12 protein-coding genes are annotated in these 15,467 nt (G+C 72.6%); 2 read left to right on the top strand and 10 right to left on the bottom strand.

The features are described from left to right. Positions 1-8: 8 nt before the first annotated feature. From ACFSKW_RS19095 to ACFSKW_RS19065, 7 genes are all read right to left on the bottom strand, one after another. Complete coding sequence (locus ACFSKW_RS19095) at positions 9-260, bottom strand: hypothetical protein (protein ID WP_379573607.1); 252 nt, start codon at positions 258-260, stop codon at positions 9-11. Between the two features lie 58 nt (positions 261-318). Beyond that, on the bottom strand, positions 319-1,512 hold the full coding sequence (locus ACFSKW_RS19090) for a S8 family peptidase (protein ID WP_379573606.1): 1,194 nt from the start codon (positions 1,510-1,512) through the stop codon (positions 319-321). Beyond that, positions 1,509-2,225: a hypothetical protein gene (locus tag ACFSKW_RS19085; RefSeq protein ID WP_379573605.1), complete on the bottom strand. Its 717-nt coding sequence runs from the start codon at positions 2,223-2,225 to the stop codon at positions 1,509-1,511. Before ACFSKW_RS19085 ends, ACFSKW_RS19090 begins: the two co-directional genes overlap by 4 nt. Positions 2,226-2,723: 498 nt before the next feature. Beyond that, a complete protein-coding gene (locus ACFSKW_RS19080; RefSeq protein ID WP_379573604.1) occupies positions 2,724-3,476 on the bottom strand; it encodes an SDR family NAD(P)-dependent oxidoreductase in 753 nt (250 codons plus the stop codon). Between the two features lie 46 nt (positions 3,477-3,522). Beyond that, positions 3,523-4,626: an MFS transporter gene (locus ACFSKW_RS19075; RefSeq protein ID WP_379573603.1), complete on the bottom strand. Its 1,104-nt coding sequence runs from the start codon at positions 4,624-4,626 to the stop codon at positions 3,523-3,525. Between the two features lie 63 nt (positions 4,627-4,689). Next, entirely contained in the window at positions 4,690-8,034 is a 3,345-nt protein-coding gene (locus ACFSKW_RS19070; RefSeq protein WP_379573602.1) for a WD40 repeat domain-containing serine/threonine protein kinase, read from the bottom strand. A gap of 16 nt (positions 8,035-8,050) precedes the next feature. Then, on the bottom strand, positions 8,051-11,503 hold the full coding sequence (locus ACFSKW_RS19065) for a WD40 repeat domain-containing serine/threonine protein kinase (protein ID WP_379573601.1): 3,453 nt from the start codon (positions 11,501-11,503) through the stop codon (positions 8,051-8,053). Positions 11,504-11,862: 359 nt separating this feature from the next. Between ACFSKW_RS19065 and ACFSKW_RS19060 the strand changes: the two genes are divergently transcribed. Beyond that, a complete protein-coding gene (locus ACFSKW_RS19060; protein ID WP_379573600.1) occupies positions 11,863-12,036 on the top strand; it encodes a hypothetical protein in 174 nt (57 codons plus the stop codon). Here the strand turns inward: ACFSKW_RS19060 and ACFSKW_RS19055 are convergent, their stop codons facing one another. Further along, positions 12,037-12,660 carry a pyridoxamine 5'-phosphate oxidase family protein gene (locus ACFSKW_RS19055; protein WP_379573599.1) on the bottom strand — a complete coding sequence of 208 codons (624 nt, stop codon included), beginning with the start codon at positions 12,658-12,660 and terminating at the stop codon, positions 12,037-12,039. Between the two features lie 62 nt (positions 12,661-12,722). Further along, positions 12,723-13,352 (bottom strand): TetR family transcriptional regulator, encoded by a 630-nt coding sequence (locus ACFSKW_RS19050; RefSeq protein WP_379573598.1) that lies wholly within the window; start codon positions 13,350-13,352, stop codon positions 12,723-12,725. A gap of 64 nt (positions 13,353-13,416) precedes the next feature. On the opposite strand from ACFSKW_RS19050, the gene ACFSKW_RS19045 reads away from it, so the two are divergent. Next, entirely contained in the window at positions 13,417-14,844 is a 1,428-nt protein-coding gene (locus ACFSKW_RS19045; RefSeq protein ID WP_379573597.1) for an MFS transporter, read from the top strand. On the opposite strand, the gene ACFSKW_RS19040 is transcribed toward ACFSKW_RS19045, so the two are convergent. After that, positions 14,832-15,437, bottom strand: a complete 606-nt coding sequence (locus ACFSKW_RS19040; RefSeq protein ID WP_379573596.1) for a GntR family transcriptional regulator — start codon at positions 15,435-15,437, stop codon at positions 14,832-14,834. The two genes, ACFSKW_RS19045 and ACFSKW_RS19040, sit on opposite strands and share 13 nt — an antisense overlap. Positions 15,438-15,467 lie beyond the last annotated feature (30 nt).

Genomic DNA, 15,467 nt, shown 5'->3' with positions numbered 1-15,467 from the left:
GTGTGCCCCTAAGAGGACGAACCCGCCATGACCCTGTCGACGATGGCCATCGCCCCCTCCTGGTGTGCGCAGTGGGCACAGCAGAACCAGCGGCGATCGGCCTCGACGCCGTGACCGATGATCCTCTGCCCGCAGTGCTCGCAGATGGGCGCCATCGCGTGGATGGCGCACTGGAAGGAGTCGAAGACGTGCACCGCGCCCTGGGCGCGCACCTCGAAACTCATGTCGTAGTCGTTGCCGCACACTTCACAGACAGCCATGGCCGGTCCTCCGCTCTCGGGGTCGCTTCCAGCGAGATACCCCGAGAGCGGACCTCATTCATCGTCTGCGCCCACTCTTGGCCGATGATCTACGTCGCAGCAGGAAGAAGGCCCCGACCAGGCAGAGCAGGCCGATGCCCGCCGCCCCGCCGCCGATGATGAGGTAGTCGGGATCGAGGGGCGCGTTCACCGTCGGCCGGTCGGTGGGGCCCTGGCCGAAGTACTTCTTCCCCTTGTACGGCACGGCCTTGGCGGCCTTCGCCGTACCGGCGGCCTGGACGGCGGCCGCGGCGTCGATCACGCCGAACCCGAGGTAGGTCGTATAGGAGACGGTGGGCCGTTTGGCGGTCCTGACCAGGATGTCGCGCACCTGGCGCGGGGTGAGGTCGGGGTTGCGGGAGAGCATGAGCGCCACGGTCCCCGCCGCCAGCGCGCACGCGGGGGAGGTGCCGCTGCCGTTGTCGTGACCGCCCCTGTTGTTGGCCGCCCAGATGTCGATCCCCGGCGCGGCGATCGTCGTGTAGGTGTGGACCTGGGAGAAGTCCGCGCGCCTTCCGGTCGGGCCCGAGGCGGCCACGCCGATCACACCGGGGTAGGCCGCAGGGTAGGAGACCACGTTGTTGGCGTCGACGTCGTTCCTGTCGGTCGAGCCGCCGTTGCCGGAGCTGGCCAGCAGGACGACGCCCTTGCCGAGCGCGTAGTCGACGGCAGCGGCGGTGTCGTCCTCGTAGCCGCCCCACCCCCACTCGTCGCTGCCCAGCGACATGGAGATGACCCTGGCGCCCTTGTCGACGGCGTAGTGGATGCCCTTGGCCAGCGCGTTGCCCGGTTTGCCGACCTTCTCGGCCGACTTGAAGTCGTTCTCCTTGATGAAGGCGTCGACCTTCTTGCGGGCTGGGTCGAGGTGGTCCCAGATGACCCGCACCGATAGGACGCGGGACTGCGGCGCGACCTTCAGCACGCTCGAGGTCATCGAGGTGCCGTGCTCTCCCCAGTAGGACTGTCCCGGCCGGGCGCCGCCGCCGATGTAGTCGGGGCCGCCGGTGACGCGGCCTCTGAACTCGGGGTGTCCCGCGACGACCCCGGTGTCGAGGACGGCGACGGTGACGCCCTTGCCCTGGGCGAGCCGATGCGCGGCCGGTACCCGCAGGGCCGTCTGCTCCCAGCCCTGCGGTGCCTGCGCCGTGACCGCGGCGGGAACGGCGGGTCCCGCTAGTAGGGCGGCGACGGTGACGATCTGGAGCACGTTCATGCCCTGACCTTCCTTCCCTCGTCGGCCAGCCGTCTGGCCAGCGCCTCCGCCACGCCCTTCGCCGTGTCCGCCCAAGGCGAGCGGTCCTGCTTCTGCGGGAAGGCCCTGCTGCCCCACGGCTCGGGCAGCCGTCCGGCCCTGCGGCCGTCGGCGGGGCCCGCGCTCACCACCACGACGTAGGGCAGGTCGATGTCGATCGCTCCTCTTCCCGCGCTGCCCGCGCGCGCGGCGTCCTTCCACTGCAGGCCCTGCGCGGCCAGCGCGCGTACCGCGTGGTCGGACTTCTCCTGCTCCTGGTGGACGATCTGCTCCAGGTCACGAGTGTCGTCCTGGTCACGGAAGGCGAGGACGGCCGCGGTGGCCGCGGTACCTCCCGTGCCGTCGAGGTAGGTGGCGCGCAGCGCGGCCACACAGCCGCGCTGCCTGGCCTCCTTGGCGATCGCGCCCGACAGCGCCGCCTCGCACGAGGTGTCCTGCGAGATGGCGACCCGCGTCCAGCCCCGGTCGCCGGAGAGCTCGCCGTCGGGGTCGGGGCGGCCGATCGTGGCGGGGAACAGCGTCTCGACGGGGACGTTGATCCAGAGGTTGGCCAGGTACCGCTTGTTGGGGATCATCTGGCTGCTGTTGCCGTAGGCCTTGGCGATGACCCCTCCACCGCCGAGGACGGCCAGCACGCCGAACCCGGCGAACAGCACCCCCAGGACGACGCGCACGGCACCGCGGGCCGGCGGGCCCTCGGCCCTGTGCCCGCCAGGCCCGCGCGGCGCCTGCTCCTGGGGCGCGCCGGCGGGAGGGTGACCGGGCTGCCCCGGCTGCGGCGGCCCCCATGGAGCCCCGGCGGGCGGATACCCGGGCGCTGACGGATATCCGGGAGCCGGCGCATGGCCGGGCACAGGCGGATACCCAAGAGCCGGCGCATGGCCGGGCGCGGGCGGATACCCGGAAGCGGGCGGAGGCGCCTGTACGGGCGGATGTCCGGGGGCCTGCGCGGGCCCCTGGGCGGGCGGAGCACCCCACGGGGCCTCAGCCGGATACGGCGGCGCGGGCGGCCACTGGCCGGGCGGCTGGGGCTGCTGCGAGTGGGGTCCCGTCCAGGGGCCGGGCGCGCCCGGCTGACCGGTGGGCGGGGGATATGTCATCGTCACTCCTGTCGCACGGCCGTTGAGCGCGTCCGACCCTATCTGCCGCCGCCGACAGAACGATCAGTGGTCTCAGGCGGACGCCCCGCCGTCGACCACCAGGTCGGTGCCCACGGCGAAACCGGCCTCGGCCGAGGCCAGGTACAGCACCGCTCCCGCGATCTCCTCGAGCCTGCCCACCCTGCCGAGCGGCAGCGCCGACTTCATCCGCTCGTCCCTGTCCGCCTCGCTCTCGCCCGGCCGCAGCGACATCGTGGTCTCCGCGGGCCCGGGGCTGACGGCGTTGATGCGTACGCCCTCCCCGATGTACTCCAGCGCCGCCGCCTTGGTCAGCGCGCTCACCGCGGCCTTGGAGGTGATGTAGGCGGCCATGCCGCTGTAGCGCTTGTGCGCCCCGAGGTTGGACGCGGTGTTGACGATGACGCCGCCCCCGTTGCGGCGCATGTGCTCGATCTCGTATTTCATCGACAGCCACACGCCCGTGACGTTGACGTCCATGACCCGGGCCCACGCCTGCTCGTCCAGGTCGGTGACCGCCCCTCCGGCGAAGACGCCGGCGTTGTTGAAGGCGATGTCGAGCCTGCCGTACCGCGCGACGACCTCGGCCACCATCGCCTCCGCGTCGGCCGCGTTCGCCACGTCGGCCCGCACGTGGCCGGCCGTGCCGCCGGACTCAGTGATGAGTTCGACCGTCCGCTCCAGCGGCCCCGCACTCCTGCCCGCCACGACCACCGTGGCCCCCTCGTCGGCGAACGCCTGCGCGCTCGCCCTGCCGATGCCGGATCCGCCCCCGGTCACAAGCACGACCTTGCCGCTGAATCGCATGACCAATCCTCCGTCGCAATCTAGAACGAACGGTCTCGAATATGCCCTATCGAGAACGCTCGGTCAAATATCCGCCGAGGAGCGGTACGGCCAGCAGACCCAGCAGCGCCAGCGCCACCGGCAGCGAGAACGCCGCCGACAGCCCCGCGACCAGCAACGGGCTGACGACGAACCCCGCGTAGGAGATCGTGGACACCGCGGACACCAGCGTCCCGTCCTCGTCTCCCACCGCGGCCTTGCTGAGCATGGCGGGCACCAGCGGCCCGAGCGCCAACCCGGTCAGCCCGAACCCGACCAGCGACAGCCACGCCGCGGGCGCCAGCCCCGCCAGCGCGATCCCTCCCCCGCCGCCGAACCCCGCCAGCAGGTAGAGGGTGCGCAGGCCCACCCTCGGCATCGCCTGCGCGCCCAGGCGGCCCGCGGTGAGGGCGCCCATGTAGACGGCGGGAGCGGCGCTGGCCAGCAGGGTGGGCGCGGCCCTGTGGTCCTCGAGCAGCAGGACCGACCACTGCTCGACGGAGTTCTCGATCACGAGCGCGCCCGCGGCCAGCCCGCCCAGGACGGCGGCGTGCCGCCACGCTCCCTTCGGCCTGCTCTCGCCGACCGGCTGGACGCCCCGGCCCAGCGACAGGCCCAGCGCGAACACGGCGCAGGCCAGCACGAGCACCGCGATGACGGCCAGCACCTGCGCGGGGCCGTACCCGAGGGAGCGGGCGAGCCCCGTGGCCGGCGCGGCGACGATCACGGCGACGGGGAAGGCGGCGTGCACCGGCTGGAAGAGCCGGCGTCCCGACTCGCGCTCGGCCCTGCCGGTCGCGGTGTTGAGCGCGATGTCGAGAGCGCCGCTGGTGGCCCCGAGCCCCACGAGCGCCAGGCCAAGCGCCGCCGGGGTCGTGACGAACCCGATGCCCGCCACCGCGACGGCGAACAGCGCGGTGGAGGCGGCGAGCGCGGCGCGTTCCCTGCCTCTGACCAGCCTGCCGGTGAGCGCCATCGCCGGGATCGCCCCGACCGGCACGCCGGCCAGCGCCAGCCCGAGATCGGCGGTGGCGGCTCCGACCTGGGTCTGTACGGCGGGCAGCAGCGCCGACCACGCCCCCCAGAACACGCCCCACACCGCGCAGACGGCGACGAGCCTGGGCAGCGTCATGTGAACGAGAGGATCCGCGTCATGGCCGTAGCGTAGGGGGAGGCTTCGCCTGGCGCAGGTCGTTCACTTCGAGCAGACCTCCCTGTACGGCAGGCCCGGCACGTAGGCCGCCCACTCCTCCGCGCTCAGCGACCGCCCCGCCCTCGCGCACACCTTCGCCGCCACCGCGGCGGGATCCAGCGGATGCTCCACCAGCCTCCCGTCGACGATCGCCAGCAGCCGGTCTCCGGAGAACCGGACCTGACCGGCCTCGGCGTCCGCCATCGTGGCGACCGCGACACCCGAGGCGAGGTCGTACACCGTCACCCCGTCCGTGTCTCCGGCGGCGACGAACACGCCGTCGGCGGAGAACATCAGCTCCGGCCTGGACAAGGGCAGGTCACGCAGCGGGGCCGACGACGGCTCCGCCGTTCCCTGCCGCCAGTACGCCAGCCGTGCCGAGCCGTCGGGCCATCCATAGAAGTCGCCCGCTCCGGAAACGGTCAGGTCGCGCACGTTCGCGCCCAGCGGCTGGAAGGGGGTGGGGCTCCCCGTCGCCGCGTCGAAGAACCGCGTGTCGGCGCCGAGACGGCGGCCGTCGGGCGTGAAGACCACCCGCTCGACGGTCTCGACGGCTCTGCCCCACAGCCGCCTTCCCGTCGTGGGGTCGACCACGAGCACGTGTTTCTCGGTCGCGACGGCCAGGCGCGTGCCGTCGGGGCTGAAGGCGAGGAACCGGCCCGACTCCTCGCCGAGCGGGACCTCGGACAGCCGTCTGCCCGTGGCGACGTCGTGGACGACGACGGAGGAGTCGCGGATCATGGCGAGCGCCGAGCCGCCCCGGTTGAAGACGGTCTCGGAGGAGCCTTCGACGGGCATGGCCGTGCTCCTGCCGGTGACCAGGTCCCGCACCTTGGAGCCCGACAGCAGGTGCCGCCCGCCCGGGCTCAGCAGGTCGCCTCGCGGGCCCGCGGGCGGCTTGGCGCCGAAGTCCACGCTGACCACGGTGTCTCCCACCAGATATCGCAGCGTGCGCAGGTCGGGATCGAAGGCGAGCTCCGCGGCGCCGGGGGGGACGGGCTGCTCGAACACCGTCTCGCGGTCGTCCGCCCTCCACACCTGGAGCCGGCTCGCGCCCAGGGCGGCGACGAACCTGCCGTCCCTGCTCCATGAGAGGGTGCCACCGGCCCAGCCCATGAAATAGACGCTGTCCTCCTGCTTGCCCGTCCGGGTGTCGTACACCACCATGTCCTGGTCGCCCTCCCGTCCGGCGACCACCGTGGCGCCGTCGGGACTCAGCGCCATGTCGTAGCACGACCGGCAGGTCCGCCAGAGCGTCACGGCCTTGCCCCTGGGCAGCGGCTGCCTGAGCACCTTGTCCATGAACGTGTAGACGGCCGCCTTGCCGTCAGGCGTCACCGCGCGCAGGCCCCCGAGCGTCGGCGCGGTGCCCCTGGTGCCGGTGCGGGTGTTCCAGAACGTCAGGCCCTGCCCCATGGACATCACGACGACATCCTCCGACCGGCTGTAGGACAGGCCGAAGTCGGAGTCCCCCGCGCCGTCGAAGAGCTTGAGGCGCGGCTTGAGAGCGGCACCCGTGGCCGCGTTCCACAGCCGGACCCCTCCCTCCTCCGTCGCGATCGCGATCGTGCGGCCCGATGGGCTGACGGCCATGCTGAGGAACGTGCCGCTCTGGTGGCGGAAGGCCGCCGTCCTTCGCCCGGTACGCGTGTCCCACACCCTGACCTGGCCGTCGGACTCGCTGAACAGGCGGCGGCCGTCGGGGCTGAGAGCCCTGCCTGCGGTCGTCGCCGGGTCGCGGAAGGATCTGGTGGCCGCCGAGGTGAGGCCGTGGTCCATCGCGGCCCGCGCCTGCGGCGTGTCGGCGATGCGGTGCGCGGCGACGCCGAGCAGCATGCCCAGCACCGGATCCTTGCCGCGGACGGAGTCGGCCAGCGCCGCCAGCCGTCCCGACTCGGCCACGTCCCGTTGCGCGGCCAGTTCCCGGCTCTGCCGTAAGGCGAGGCCGCCCGCCGCCAGCGCCAGCACCAGGAGCACGGCCAGCGCGACGGAGATCGCCCTGACCCTGCGCCCCCTTCTCCTGGCCAGCGCCGCGCCCGCCTCGAGGAAGTCGCGCTCGGCGGGGGTGAGCGTGATGTTCCTGCGGCCGGCCGCTGCCCAGCGCTGGGCGTCGTCGAGGACGCTGCCCTGGAACAGGTCGGCCTCCCTTCGCCCGCCCGAGGCCCAGCTGCCGGCGGCGCTCGCGATGCGCCTGTGCACGGCCAGGCCGTCCCTGTCGGCCTGGATCCAGGCGCGCAGCCTCGGCCAGGCCAGCGGGAGGGCGGGGCGCAGCAGCCTGACGGGGTCGCCGCCGGACACCAGGTAGGCGAACCTGTCGAGGACGGGTTCGATGTCCGCGGGCAGCTCGGCGCGGGCGGCCTGCCGTACGGTGAGGTCGCCCTGGTCGGTGACGGTCACCAGGCGGAGGAACAGCTCGGGCACCAGCTCCCGCTCGGCGGGACCCAGCGCCGTGTAGGCGTCCTCGGCGAGCGTGCCGAGCGCGGGGTCGTGCGCAGGTCCCGCGGCGTGGGCTCCCACGGCGGCGGCCGAGCCCGCCCCCTGGGCCAGCAGCCTGGCGGTGTCCAGGCCGTCGCCGCTGACCAGCGCGAGCAGCAGTTCCCTTGAGGTGGGCCGCTGCCGGGGGTCCTTGGCCAGCGCGGCCGCCACCAGCGCGTGCAGCGGGCCGGCCAGCGCCGACAGGTCGGGCTCGTGGGAGAGCACGCGATGCATGACCGCGCCGAGCGAGTCGGCGCTGAAGGGATCCTCGCCGGTCGCGGCGAACAGGACGGTCGCGCCCCACGCGAACACGTCGGCGGGCATGCCCACGCGCTCGCCGGAGAACGCCTCCGGCGCCATGTAGCCGGGTGTGCCGGCGAGCAACTGCGCCGAGGTGAGCGACATCTCCAGCGTGCGGGCCACCCCGAAGTCGATGACGCGTGGCCCATCGGGGCCGAGCAGCACGTTGTCCGGCTTGAGGTCGCGGTGGACGACGCCTGCGTCGTGGATGGCGGTCAGCGCGGTGGCGATGGCGGTGGCGAGCCTGTGCAGTTCGTCGCCGCGGAACAGCCGCGCCGCCTGGCGCAGGCTGGGCCCCTCGACGTACTCGGAGACGATGTAGGGCCGCGGGCCCTCCAGGTCGGCGTCGAGCACCCTGGCGGTGCAGAAGGCGGGGACGCGCCGGGCCGCGACGGCCTCCTTGGCCAGGCGCGGCTGGGTCGAGGGGTCGCCGCGCAGCACCTTGATCGCGACACGCTCACCCTGGGCGTCGTAGCCCTCGTAGACGATTCCCTGGCCGCCCGCCCCCACCCTGCCCGCGAGCCAGTAGCCGCCCAGTCGCTGGGGGTCTCCGTCGATCAGTGCTTCGCCCATGGCGTGTTGGATGCGCTCAGGAGCCGCAAAGTTGGCGATAGGGAACTTGATCGAAGAATTCACTCCATTCCCGCTCGGTCAGCTCGCGTCCCGCCCGATCGCAGACGAGTCGCGCCATCTTCGAGGGGTCCACGACGAACTCGTGGATCAGGCCGTCGTGCTCGGCGACGTACAGGGCTCCGCCGTCGGGACTGAAGGCGAGGCCGCCCTCGCCGGGCACGCCGTCGGCGTACGCGCCGACCGGGCCGCCGAGCCGCCGGCGCGCCCGCACGTCCCAGAGCTGCAGCGTGCCCGGGTCGTCGCCCACGGTGGCCAGCAGGTCGCCCCCCGGAGAGAACGCCAGGTGCGCGACCCGCTCGTTCACGCCCCGGAGCAGGGGCGCGGACGTGGGCCCTCCGTCGAGCCCGCGCAGCGCGATCCTGCCCGCCCGGTCGCCGCTGACGGCCATCACCGACCGGTCGCTGACGGCTAGGGCGCCCGAGCCGAACCCGGCGCCGAGCGGCCTGCCTGTCGTCAGGTCGTAGAACCTGCCGTCGTTCGACGCCATGCGCTTGCCGTCAGGGGTGAGCACGCCGCCGGAACTGCGGGTCGTGGACGTGCCGAGCACGCGCCCCGTCCCCGCGTCGAGGCGGGTCAGCCTGAAGTCGGTCTGCGTCAGCGAGGTGGTGATGACCAGCGTGCGGCCGTCGCGGGTGAACTCGGCCTGGACCGGCGGCATGCCGAAGGGCACGGGCGCCGACCAGCGCGGCCGGCGGGTCCTGAGGTCCCGCAGCGTCATCTCGCCGCTGTCGGGGATGGTGGCCAGCCGCTCGCCCCGCTGGTCGAAGACCGTCCGGCCGGAGCCGCGCATGGTCCAGATCCGCCGCCGGGCGGCCAGGTCCCACAGCGCCATCGTGTTCTCGTCCGGTCTGACCAGCGCCCACCTGCCGTCGGGGCTCAGCTCGGTGCCCCACTGCGCGCGGGTGGTGCGGAAGTCGGTGACGCGCGGTTTCAGGTCGAGGGTCACGACGGTGTCGTCGAGGAGGTAGCGCAGCGCGTGGCCGTCGAACCTTACGTCGGTCAGCTCGCCCTCCGCCTGGTAGGCGAGGACCTGCCGCTGGCCGGAGACCTGCCAGACGCGCAGCGACCTGTCGGCGAAGGCTGCCAGGTAGCGGCCGTCGCGGCTGAAGCGCAGGCCCTTGGCGGCCGCCTCGCACAGCTCGCAGGACGGCGCCGCGGGCCAGAACTGCTTGTCCCCGCCCGGCAGCGGCAGCGTCCTGCCCGTCGCGACATCGACGAGCTGGATCTCGCTTCCCGCGCAGGCCAGCGTCCTGCCGTCGGGGCTGAACGCCGCCGCGTACGGCTGGCCCTTGCAGGCCGCGCTCAGCCTGTCGTCCTTGGTCCACGCTGGAAGGTGGCGGACGTAGAAGCGCGGGTCGCCGGGAACGACGAGCAGCCGTCCCGTCCTGTCGACGAGCGGGTACTGCGACGCGGCGTATCCCTCGTCGAGGACCCCGCCGAACGTGCGGCCCCGCTCGTGGTCCCACAGATGGATCAGCTCGTCGGTGAGGCTGACGGCCAGCGTGGACTCGCTGTCGCCGTACTCGGCGCCGCGCCCGCCCGATCCTTCGGGCATCGCCTTCTCCGCCACGAGCCTGCCCGTGGCGACGTCCCACACGGTGATCCTCTTGTCGGTCGTCACGGCGACGCGCCGCCCGCTGCCGTTGACCGAGACGTCGAACAGGTACTCGCTGTCGAGCCCCGGTACGGCCCAGCCTCGCGTCCTCCTGCCCGAGCGCACGTCGTAGACCGCCACGCCGCTCTCGCTCACGCTGACCAGGGAGCGCCCGTCGTGGGTGAGCGCGCGCAGCGCCACCCCGTCGACCGGCGGGTCGTGGAAGGCGGCCCGCTCGCTCTGCTGGTAGGAGGACACGAGCGCGGAGCGGGTGTCCGCGTCGGGCGAGATCCGCCAGGCGGCGACGGTCAGCAGCATCGCCTTGACGGGATCGCCCGCGCGAAGGGACGCGGCCTCGATCGCGACGTTGCGCGCCGTGGCGGCGTCTCTCTGGCCGTCGGCGCGCCTGGCCTGCCAGACGGCGAGCCCACCCGCCGCCAGCGCGACCACGAGCAGGACCGACAGCGCCCCCGTGGTCAGCCGGCGCCTGCGCGCGCGTCTCCTGGTCAGCTCGGTTCCCGCGCGCAGGTAGTCGCGTTCCGTCGGGGTGAGCGTGACGTGCCTGCGCGCCGTCGCGGCCCAGCTCAGCACGCTCTCCAGCCGGCTTTCCTGGAGCAGGTCACCGTCGCGGCGGCCGTGGTCGGCCCACTGCCTGGCGGCGCTGCTGAGCCGGGTGAGGACGGCGAGCCCCTCCCTGTCGGCGTCCACCCACATCCGCAACCTGGGCCAGGCGCGCAGCAGGGCGGGACGGGACAGCGCGACCATGCCGTCCTTCTCGGTGACGACGTAGGAGAAGACGCGCAGGATCCGCTCGACCGACTCGCGGCTACGGCCGTCGAGCAGCTCCGACCTCGGCGTCCACCTGCCCGCCTCCTGACCGTCCTCGTCCACGGCCACCAGCCTGAGGAACACCTCGGGGGCCAGCTCCCGCTCCTGCGCGTCGAGGCCCTCGTAGGCGTCCTCGGCGATCGTGCCGAGCGCGGGATCGGCCGTGTCCCCCACGTTGATGCCCACGGCGGAGCGGCTGCCGGCGGCGAGCAGCCCCCTGGTGCCGGTGTCCGCGCCGCTGACCAGCGCGAGCAGCAGGTCCCTCGCGGCGGGCCTGGCGGCGGGGTTCTTGTCCATCGCGGCGGCCACCAGCGTGGCCAGGGGTTCGGGCAGCACGCTCAGGTCGGGCTGCGAGGACAGCACCCTGTGCATGACGCCGCCCAGGTGGTCGGCGCGGAAGGGGTCCTCGCCCGTCGCGGCGAACAGCACGACCGCGCCCCACGCGAACACGTCGACCGCGGGCGTGGCCCGCTGGCCCGTGAAGATCTCCGGCGCCATGTAGCTGGGCGTGCCCGCGACCTCGCCGCTCCTGGTCAGCGACATGTCCGCCGTCCTGGCGATGCCGAAGTCGATGACGCGCGGCCCGCCGGGGCTGAGCAGCACGTTGTCGGGCTTGAGGTCGCGATGGATCACGCCGGCCTCGTGGATGGCGGTCAGCGCGGTGGCGACGGCGGTGGCGAGGCGGTGAAGGTCGTCGCCGGCGAAGAGCCTGCCCACCTTGCGCATGCTCGGGCCTTCGACGTACTCCGAGACGATGTGCGGCCTCGGCCCCTCGGTCTCGACGTGCAGGACGCGGGCGGTGCAGAACGAGGCGACCCGCTGGGCCGCGGTCGCCTCTTTGGCCAGCCGTGCGGCGTCGGCGGTGTGCAGCACCTTGACCGCCACCCTGCGGCCCTGGCTGTCGTAGGCCTCGTAGACGACCCCCTGCCCGCCCTCGCCGAGCCGTCCCGCCAGCCAGTAGTCCCCGATGCGCTCTGGATCTTCCACGGCGGGTTAGACGCCCTCCTGCGCCACGAAGTTGGCGAAGGGGCGGCCGGAATACCGGTCAAAATGCGTTGAGCGCCGGTGAGCGGGCCGGTTAGGTTGACGCGAAGGCGGCCCGCAAGCGCACGCCAAGCGGCTGTCAAGCGGCTGGATCCATGGTTGAGGCAAGCGAAGGGGGCAGACCATGCGACGCATCAGGATCGTCAAGACACCGTCCAAGCGCCAGCCGACCCGGCCTCAGGACCTGGATCTGCGGTCGCCGTCCGGGCGGCGGCTTCCGTACTGACGCGATCTTTACATGGCACTTATGGGGCATTCTGTAAGTAATGTGATGTAACGAAAACATCACGCCGGGGGGCTCTGTGAGGACGAGGCTTGAGGTGGTGCCGCCGCGTGTGGCCCGGCACAAGGTCCGCGACATCAGGAAGGCCGGCCGCCGCAAGCCGGCCCAGACCGATCCGACCGTCGTCGATCTGAGCGCCTACAGCGGCCGCAACGTCATCCGGCTGCCGACGGGACCCTTGCCCGCCGCCTGACTAGGCCTTGTACAGCTTCTCCTTGTAGGAGTCCCCGTAGTAGCGCTCCAGCTCCTCGAGGGACTCCTCCACTTTCTGCAGGCTCTTGATGATCGTCGCGTGCGACGGCATCGCGTCCGGGTTCCACGTCTCCGGCTCCCACAGCTTCGAGCGCAGGAACGCCTTGGCGCAGTGGAAGAAGATCTGCTCGATCTCCACGACCAGTGCCAGCCTGGGGCGATGGCCCTTGACGATCATCTCGTCGAAGAACGGGGCCTCCTTGACGAGCCTGGCCCTGCCGTTGATGCGGAGGGTCTCGCCGCGGCCCGGGATCGTGAAGAGCAGGCCGACGTGCGGGTTGACCAGGACGTTGTGGAAGCCGTCCGCCCTGCGGTTGCCCGGGCGGTCGGGGATCGCGATCGTCGTGTCGTCGATGACGTACGTGAAGCCGGCGGGGTCGCCCTTGGGCGAGACGTCGCAGGTGCCGTCGGCGCCCGCGGTGGCGATCAGGCAGAACGGCGAGTTGGCCAGCCACTCCTTGTCACGCTCGTGAAGCGAGACCCGTTCCTTGGTCACGGCCCTGGGCATCACCTCCCCCAGCAGGTCGCGCAGCTCTTCCTCGGATGTGATCTCGTCCCAGCCCATGGGATCCCCTCTGTCGGACTCGCCTGCGGGGCCCATCTTCGACCATGACCGCGGGCCGGCCGCTACCGGGGCAGGTTCACGCCGGTCAGCGCGATGCTCTCGGGGATCGCGGCGAAAGCCGCGTCGAGGCGTTCCTGCAGGCCCGCGAGCCCTCCCGGCCCGCCGTCGGCCGTCCAGCCGATCGCCGCGTGGCGCCAGGCGGCGATCGCCACCTCGATCACCAGCTTCAGCCGGACGTCGCCGGCGTCGAACCCCGTCCTGGCGCCCATCCTGGCGAAGGCCGCTTGGGTGGTCTGGTCGCAGTAGCGCAGGCTGTGCGCCTCGACCGCGGGGGTCACGGCGCACAGGGCCCTGGTCGCGAGGAACCTCGCGCCCCACCCCTCCTCCATCCGCGCGAGGCTCACCCGCAGCGCCGACCTGAACGCGTCGAGCACCAGCCCTGACACCTCCATCGCGTCGACCTCGGCCAGGAACGTCGACCACAGCTCGGTGTCGGCGGCCAGCGCCACGTCCTCCTTGCTGGGGAAGTTGCGGAAGAAGGTGCGCTTGGAGACCTCCACCGCGTCGACGAGCTCGTCGAGCGTCGTGTGGTCGAAGCCCTTCTCGGTGAACAGCCGCAGCGCCGTCTCCGTCAGAGCCTGTCTTGTGCGCGCCTTCTTGCGCTCCCTGAGCGGCAGCTCACGCAGATCCATGCGCTCAGCCTACTCCAGAAGTGCCGATTGACAGCTAACGCCACTAAGTGGCATTTTCTGCTGAGTGGCAATCCGTACACGAACTCCGAACCCCGCCCTGACCATGACCGTGGTCCTGCTGGGCTTCCTCGTCGTCCCCATGTCCATCTCCGGCGCCGCCGTCGCGCTGCCGGGCATCGGCGCCGACCTGCACGCCGCGGGCGCCCCCCTGCAGTGGGTGATGAACGCCTACAACCTCACCTTCGCCTCCTTCACCCTGGTCGCGGGGTCGCTGGCCGACCTGTTCGGCCGGCGCGCGGTGTTCGCGGCCGGTGCCGCGGTCTTCGCGGCGGGCTCGGTGGTGGCCGCCCTCTCGGACGGCATCTGGCTGCTGGACGCGGCCAGGGCCCTGTCAGGCGTGGGCGCGGCGGGCGTGATGGCCTCGGGCGCGGCGATCCTGGCCACCACGTTCGACGGTCCGGCGAGGACGAGGGCGTTCGCGCTGCTCGGCACCGTCGCCGGGATCGGGCTCGCGCTCGGCCCGACGATCTCGGGCTGGCTGGCGGGCGGGTACGGCTGGCGGGCGATCTTCCTGTCCAACGCGCTGATCCTGGCGCTCTCCCTGCTCGGCGTCCCGTTCGTCACCGAGTCACGCGCCGGACGGCGGCCGCGGGTCGACGTGAAGGGGGCGGTGACGTTCGTCGCGGGGCTCGCCCTGCTGACGATCGCGGTGGTCCAGGGGCCGCAGGCGGGCTGGGGCGGCCCCGGCGTGCTGGTGCCGCTGGCCGCGGCGGCGGCGCTGCTCGTCGCGTTCACGAGGATCGAACGGCGCAGCCCGCACCCCGTGCTCGACCTCACGCTGGTGCGCAACAGGCGCTTTCTCGCGCTGAGCCTCGTGCCCGTCGCGACCAGCTTCGGCATGGTGACGCTGCTGACCTACCTGCCCACCTACTTCGCCGGCGTCCACGGTGCCTCGCCGCAGCAGGCGGGCCTGTGGATGCTGGTGATGACCGCGCCCGTGCTGATCGCCCCGCCCGCCGGCGGCTGGCTGCTGAACCGCGGCGTGCCGGCCAGGACGCTGGTGACCGTGGCGGTGCTGCTGTTCGGGCTGGGCAACGCGTGGCTCGCGGTGACGGACACGGCGCTGCCCGCCGGGCCGATGCTGCTGGTCGGGGTGGGCGCCGGTCTCGGCTTCGGCGTCGGCGACGGGCTGGCGATGAGCATGGTGGAACCCGAGAGGGCGGGGATGGCCGCGGGCTTTGTCAACACGCTGCGCATCGGCAGCGAGGCGATCGTCATCGCGGTGTACGGCTCGGCGCTGGTCAGCCTCCTGCAGGCCAGAGTGGGCGACGCGGAGCTGGCCGGCCGGATCGCGGCGGGCGCGGCGAGCCACGGCCATCAGTTCACCGGCGCCTTCCACCTCGTCCTGTGGGCGGTCGCGGTGATCACGCTCGCGATGGCGGCCGGCATCCACGCGCTGCTGCGGCCCTCGGCGCCAGGTCAGTCCGCGTAGCCGAGGACGTGCTCGCGGACCAGGCGGCCGACCTCGGGATCCCCCCTTCTGAAAGCCTCCACGATCGGCTCGTGGTCCGCGGCGTTCTCGTGCAGCTCGGCGCGGAACAGGCGGATCGACACGTGGGTCCATACCTCGATGCCCAGCGACTCCCACACCGACAGCAGGAGCTGGTTGCCGGAGGCGGCGACGATCTCACGGTGGAAGGCGACGCCGTGCCGTACCTGGTCGTCGAGGGAGCCCGCCGCGGCGGCGGCGTGCAGGAGCGCGGTGTGACGTTCCAGCGCCTCCACGTCGGGCGCGCCGAGACGGGCCGCGGTCTCCTCCAGGCCGGCCCGCACGTGGTAGACCTCGCGCAGGTCGGCGCGGCTGAACGCGCGGACCCTCGCACCCCTGTTCGGCGAGGACTCCACCAGCCGGAGCGCCTCCAGCTCGCGCAGCGCCTCTCGCACGGGAGCCTGACTCACCGCGAGCTCGGCCGCGATGCGCCGCTCGACCAGCCTGTCGCCAGGCGCCCAACGACCGCTGACCAGCCCTTCGAGCACCAACTGACGGATCTGGTCGCGCAGCGGCGACCTGACTACGGGCCTCATACGCCCAATGATCGATCATAGGGTGTTTAA

Source organism: Nonomuraea mangrovi (assembly GCF_042681425.1).
Lineage (GTDB): Bacteria > Actinomycetota > Actinomycetes > Streptosporangiales > Streptosporangiaceae > Nonomuraea > Nonomuraea mangrovi.
This window is presented reverse-complemented; position numbering and strand designations above follow the sequence as displayed.

What these genes read in the sequence shown, in the direction of transcription:
- ACFSKW_RS19040 (WP_379573596.1), bottom strand. Translation starts at nt 15,437, where the DNA reads ATGAGGCCCGTAGTCAGGTCGCCGCTGCGCGACCAGATCCGTCAGTTG.
- ACFSKW_RS19080 (WP_379573604.1), bottom strand. Translation starts at nt 3,476, where the DNA reads ATGCGATTCAGCGGCAAGGTCGTGCTTGTGACCGGGGGCGGATCCGGC.
- ACFSKW_RS19090 (WP_379573606.1), bottom strand. Translation starts at nt 1,512, where the DNA reads ATGAACGTGCTCCAGATCGTCACCGTCGCCGCCCTACTAGCGGGACCC.
- ACFSKW_RS19055 (WP_379573599.1), bottom strand. Translation starts at nt 12,660, where the DNA reads ATGGGCTGGGACGAGATCACATCCGAGGAAGAGCTGCGCGACCTGCTG.
- ACFSKW_RS19050 (WP_379573598.1), bottom strand. Translation starts at nt 13,352, where the DNA reads ATGGATCTGCGTGAGCTGCCGCTCAGGGAGCGCAAGAAGGCGCGCACA.
- ACFSKW_RS19075 (WP_379573603.1), bottom strand. Translation starts at nt 4,626, where the DNA reads ATGACGCTGCCCAGGCTCGTCGCCGTCTGCGCGGTGTGGGGCGTGTTC.
- ACFSKW_RS19070 (WP_379573602.1), bottom strand. Translation starts at nt 8,034, where the DNA reads ATGGGCGAAGCACTGATCGACGGAGACCCCCAGCGACTGGGCGGCTAC.
- ACFSKW_RS19095 (WP_379573607.1), bottom strand. Translation starts at nt 260, where the DNA reads ATGGCTGTCTGTGAAGTGTGCGGCAACGACTACGACATGAGTTTCGAG.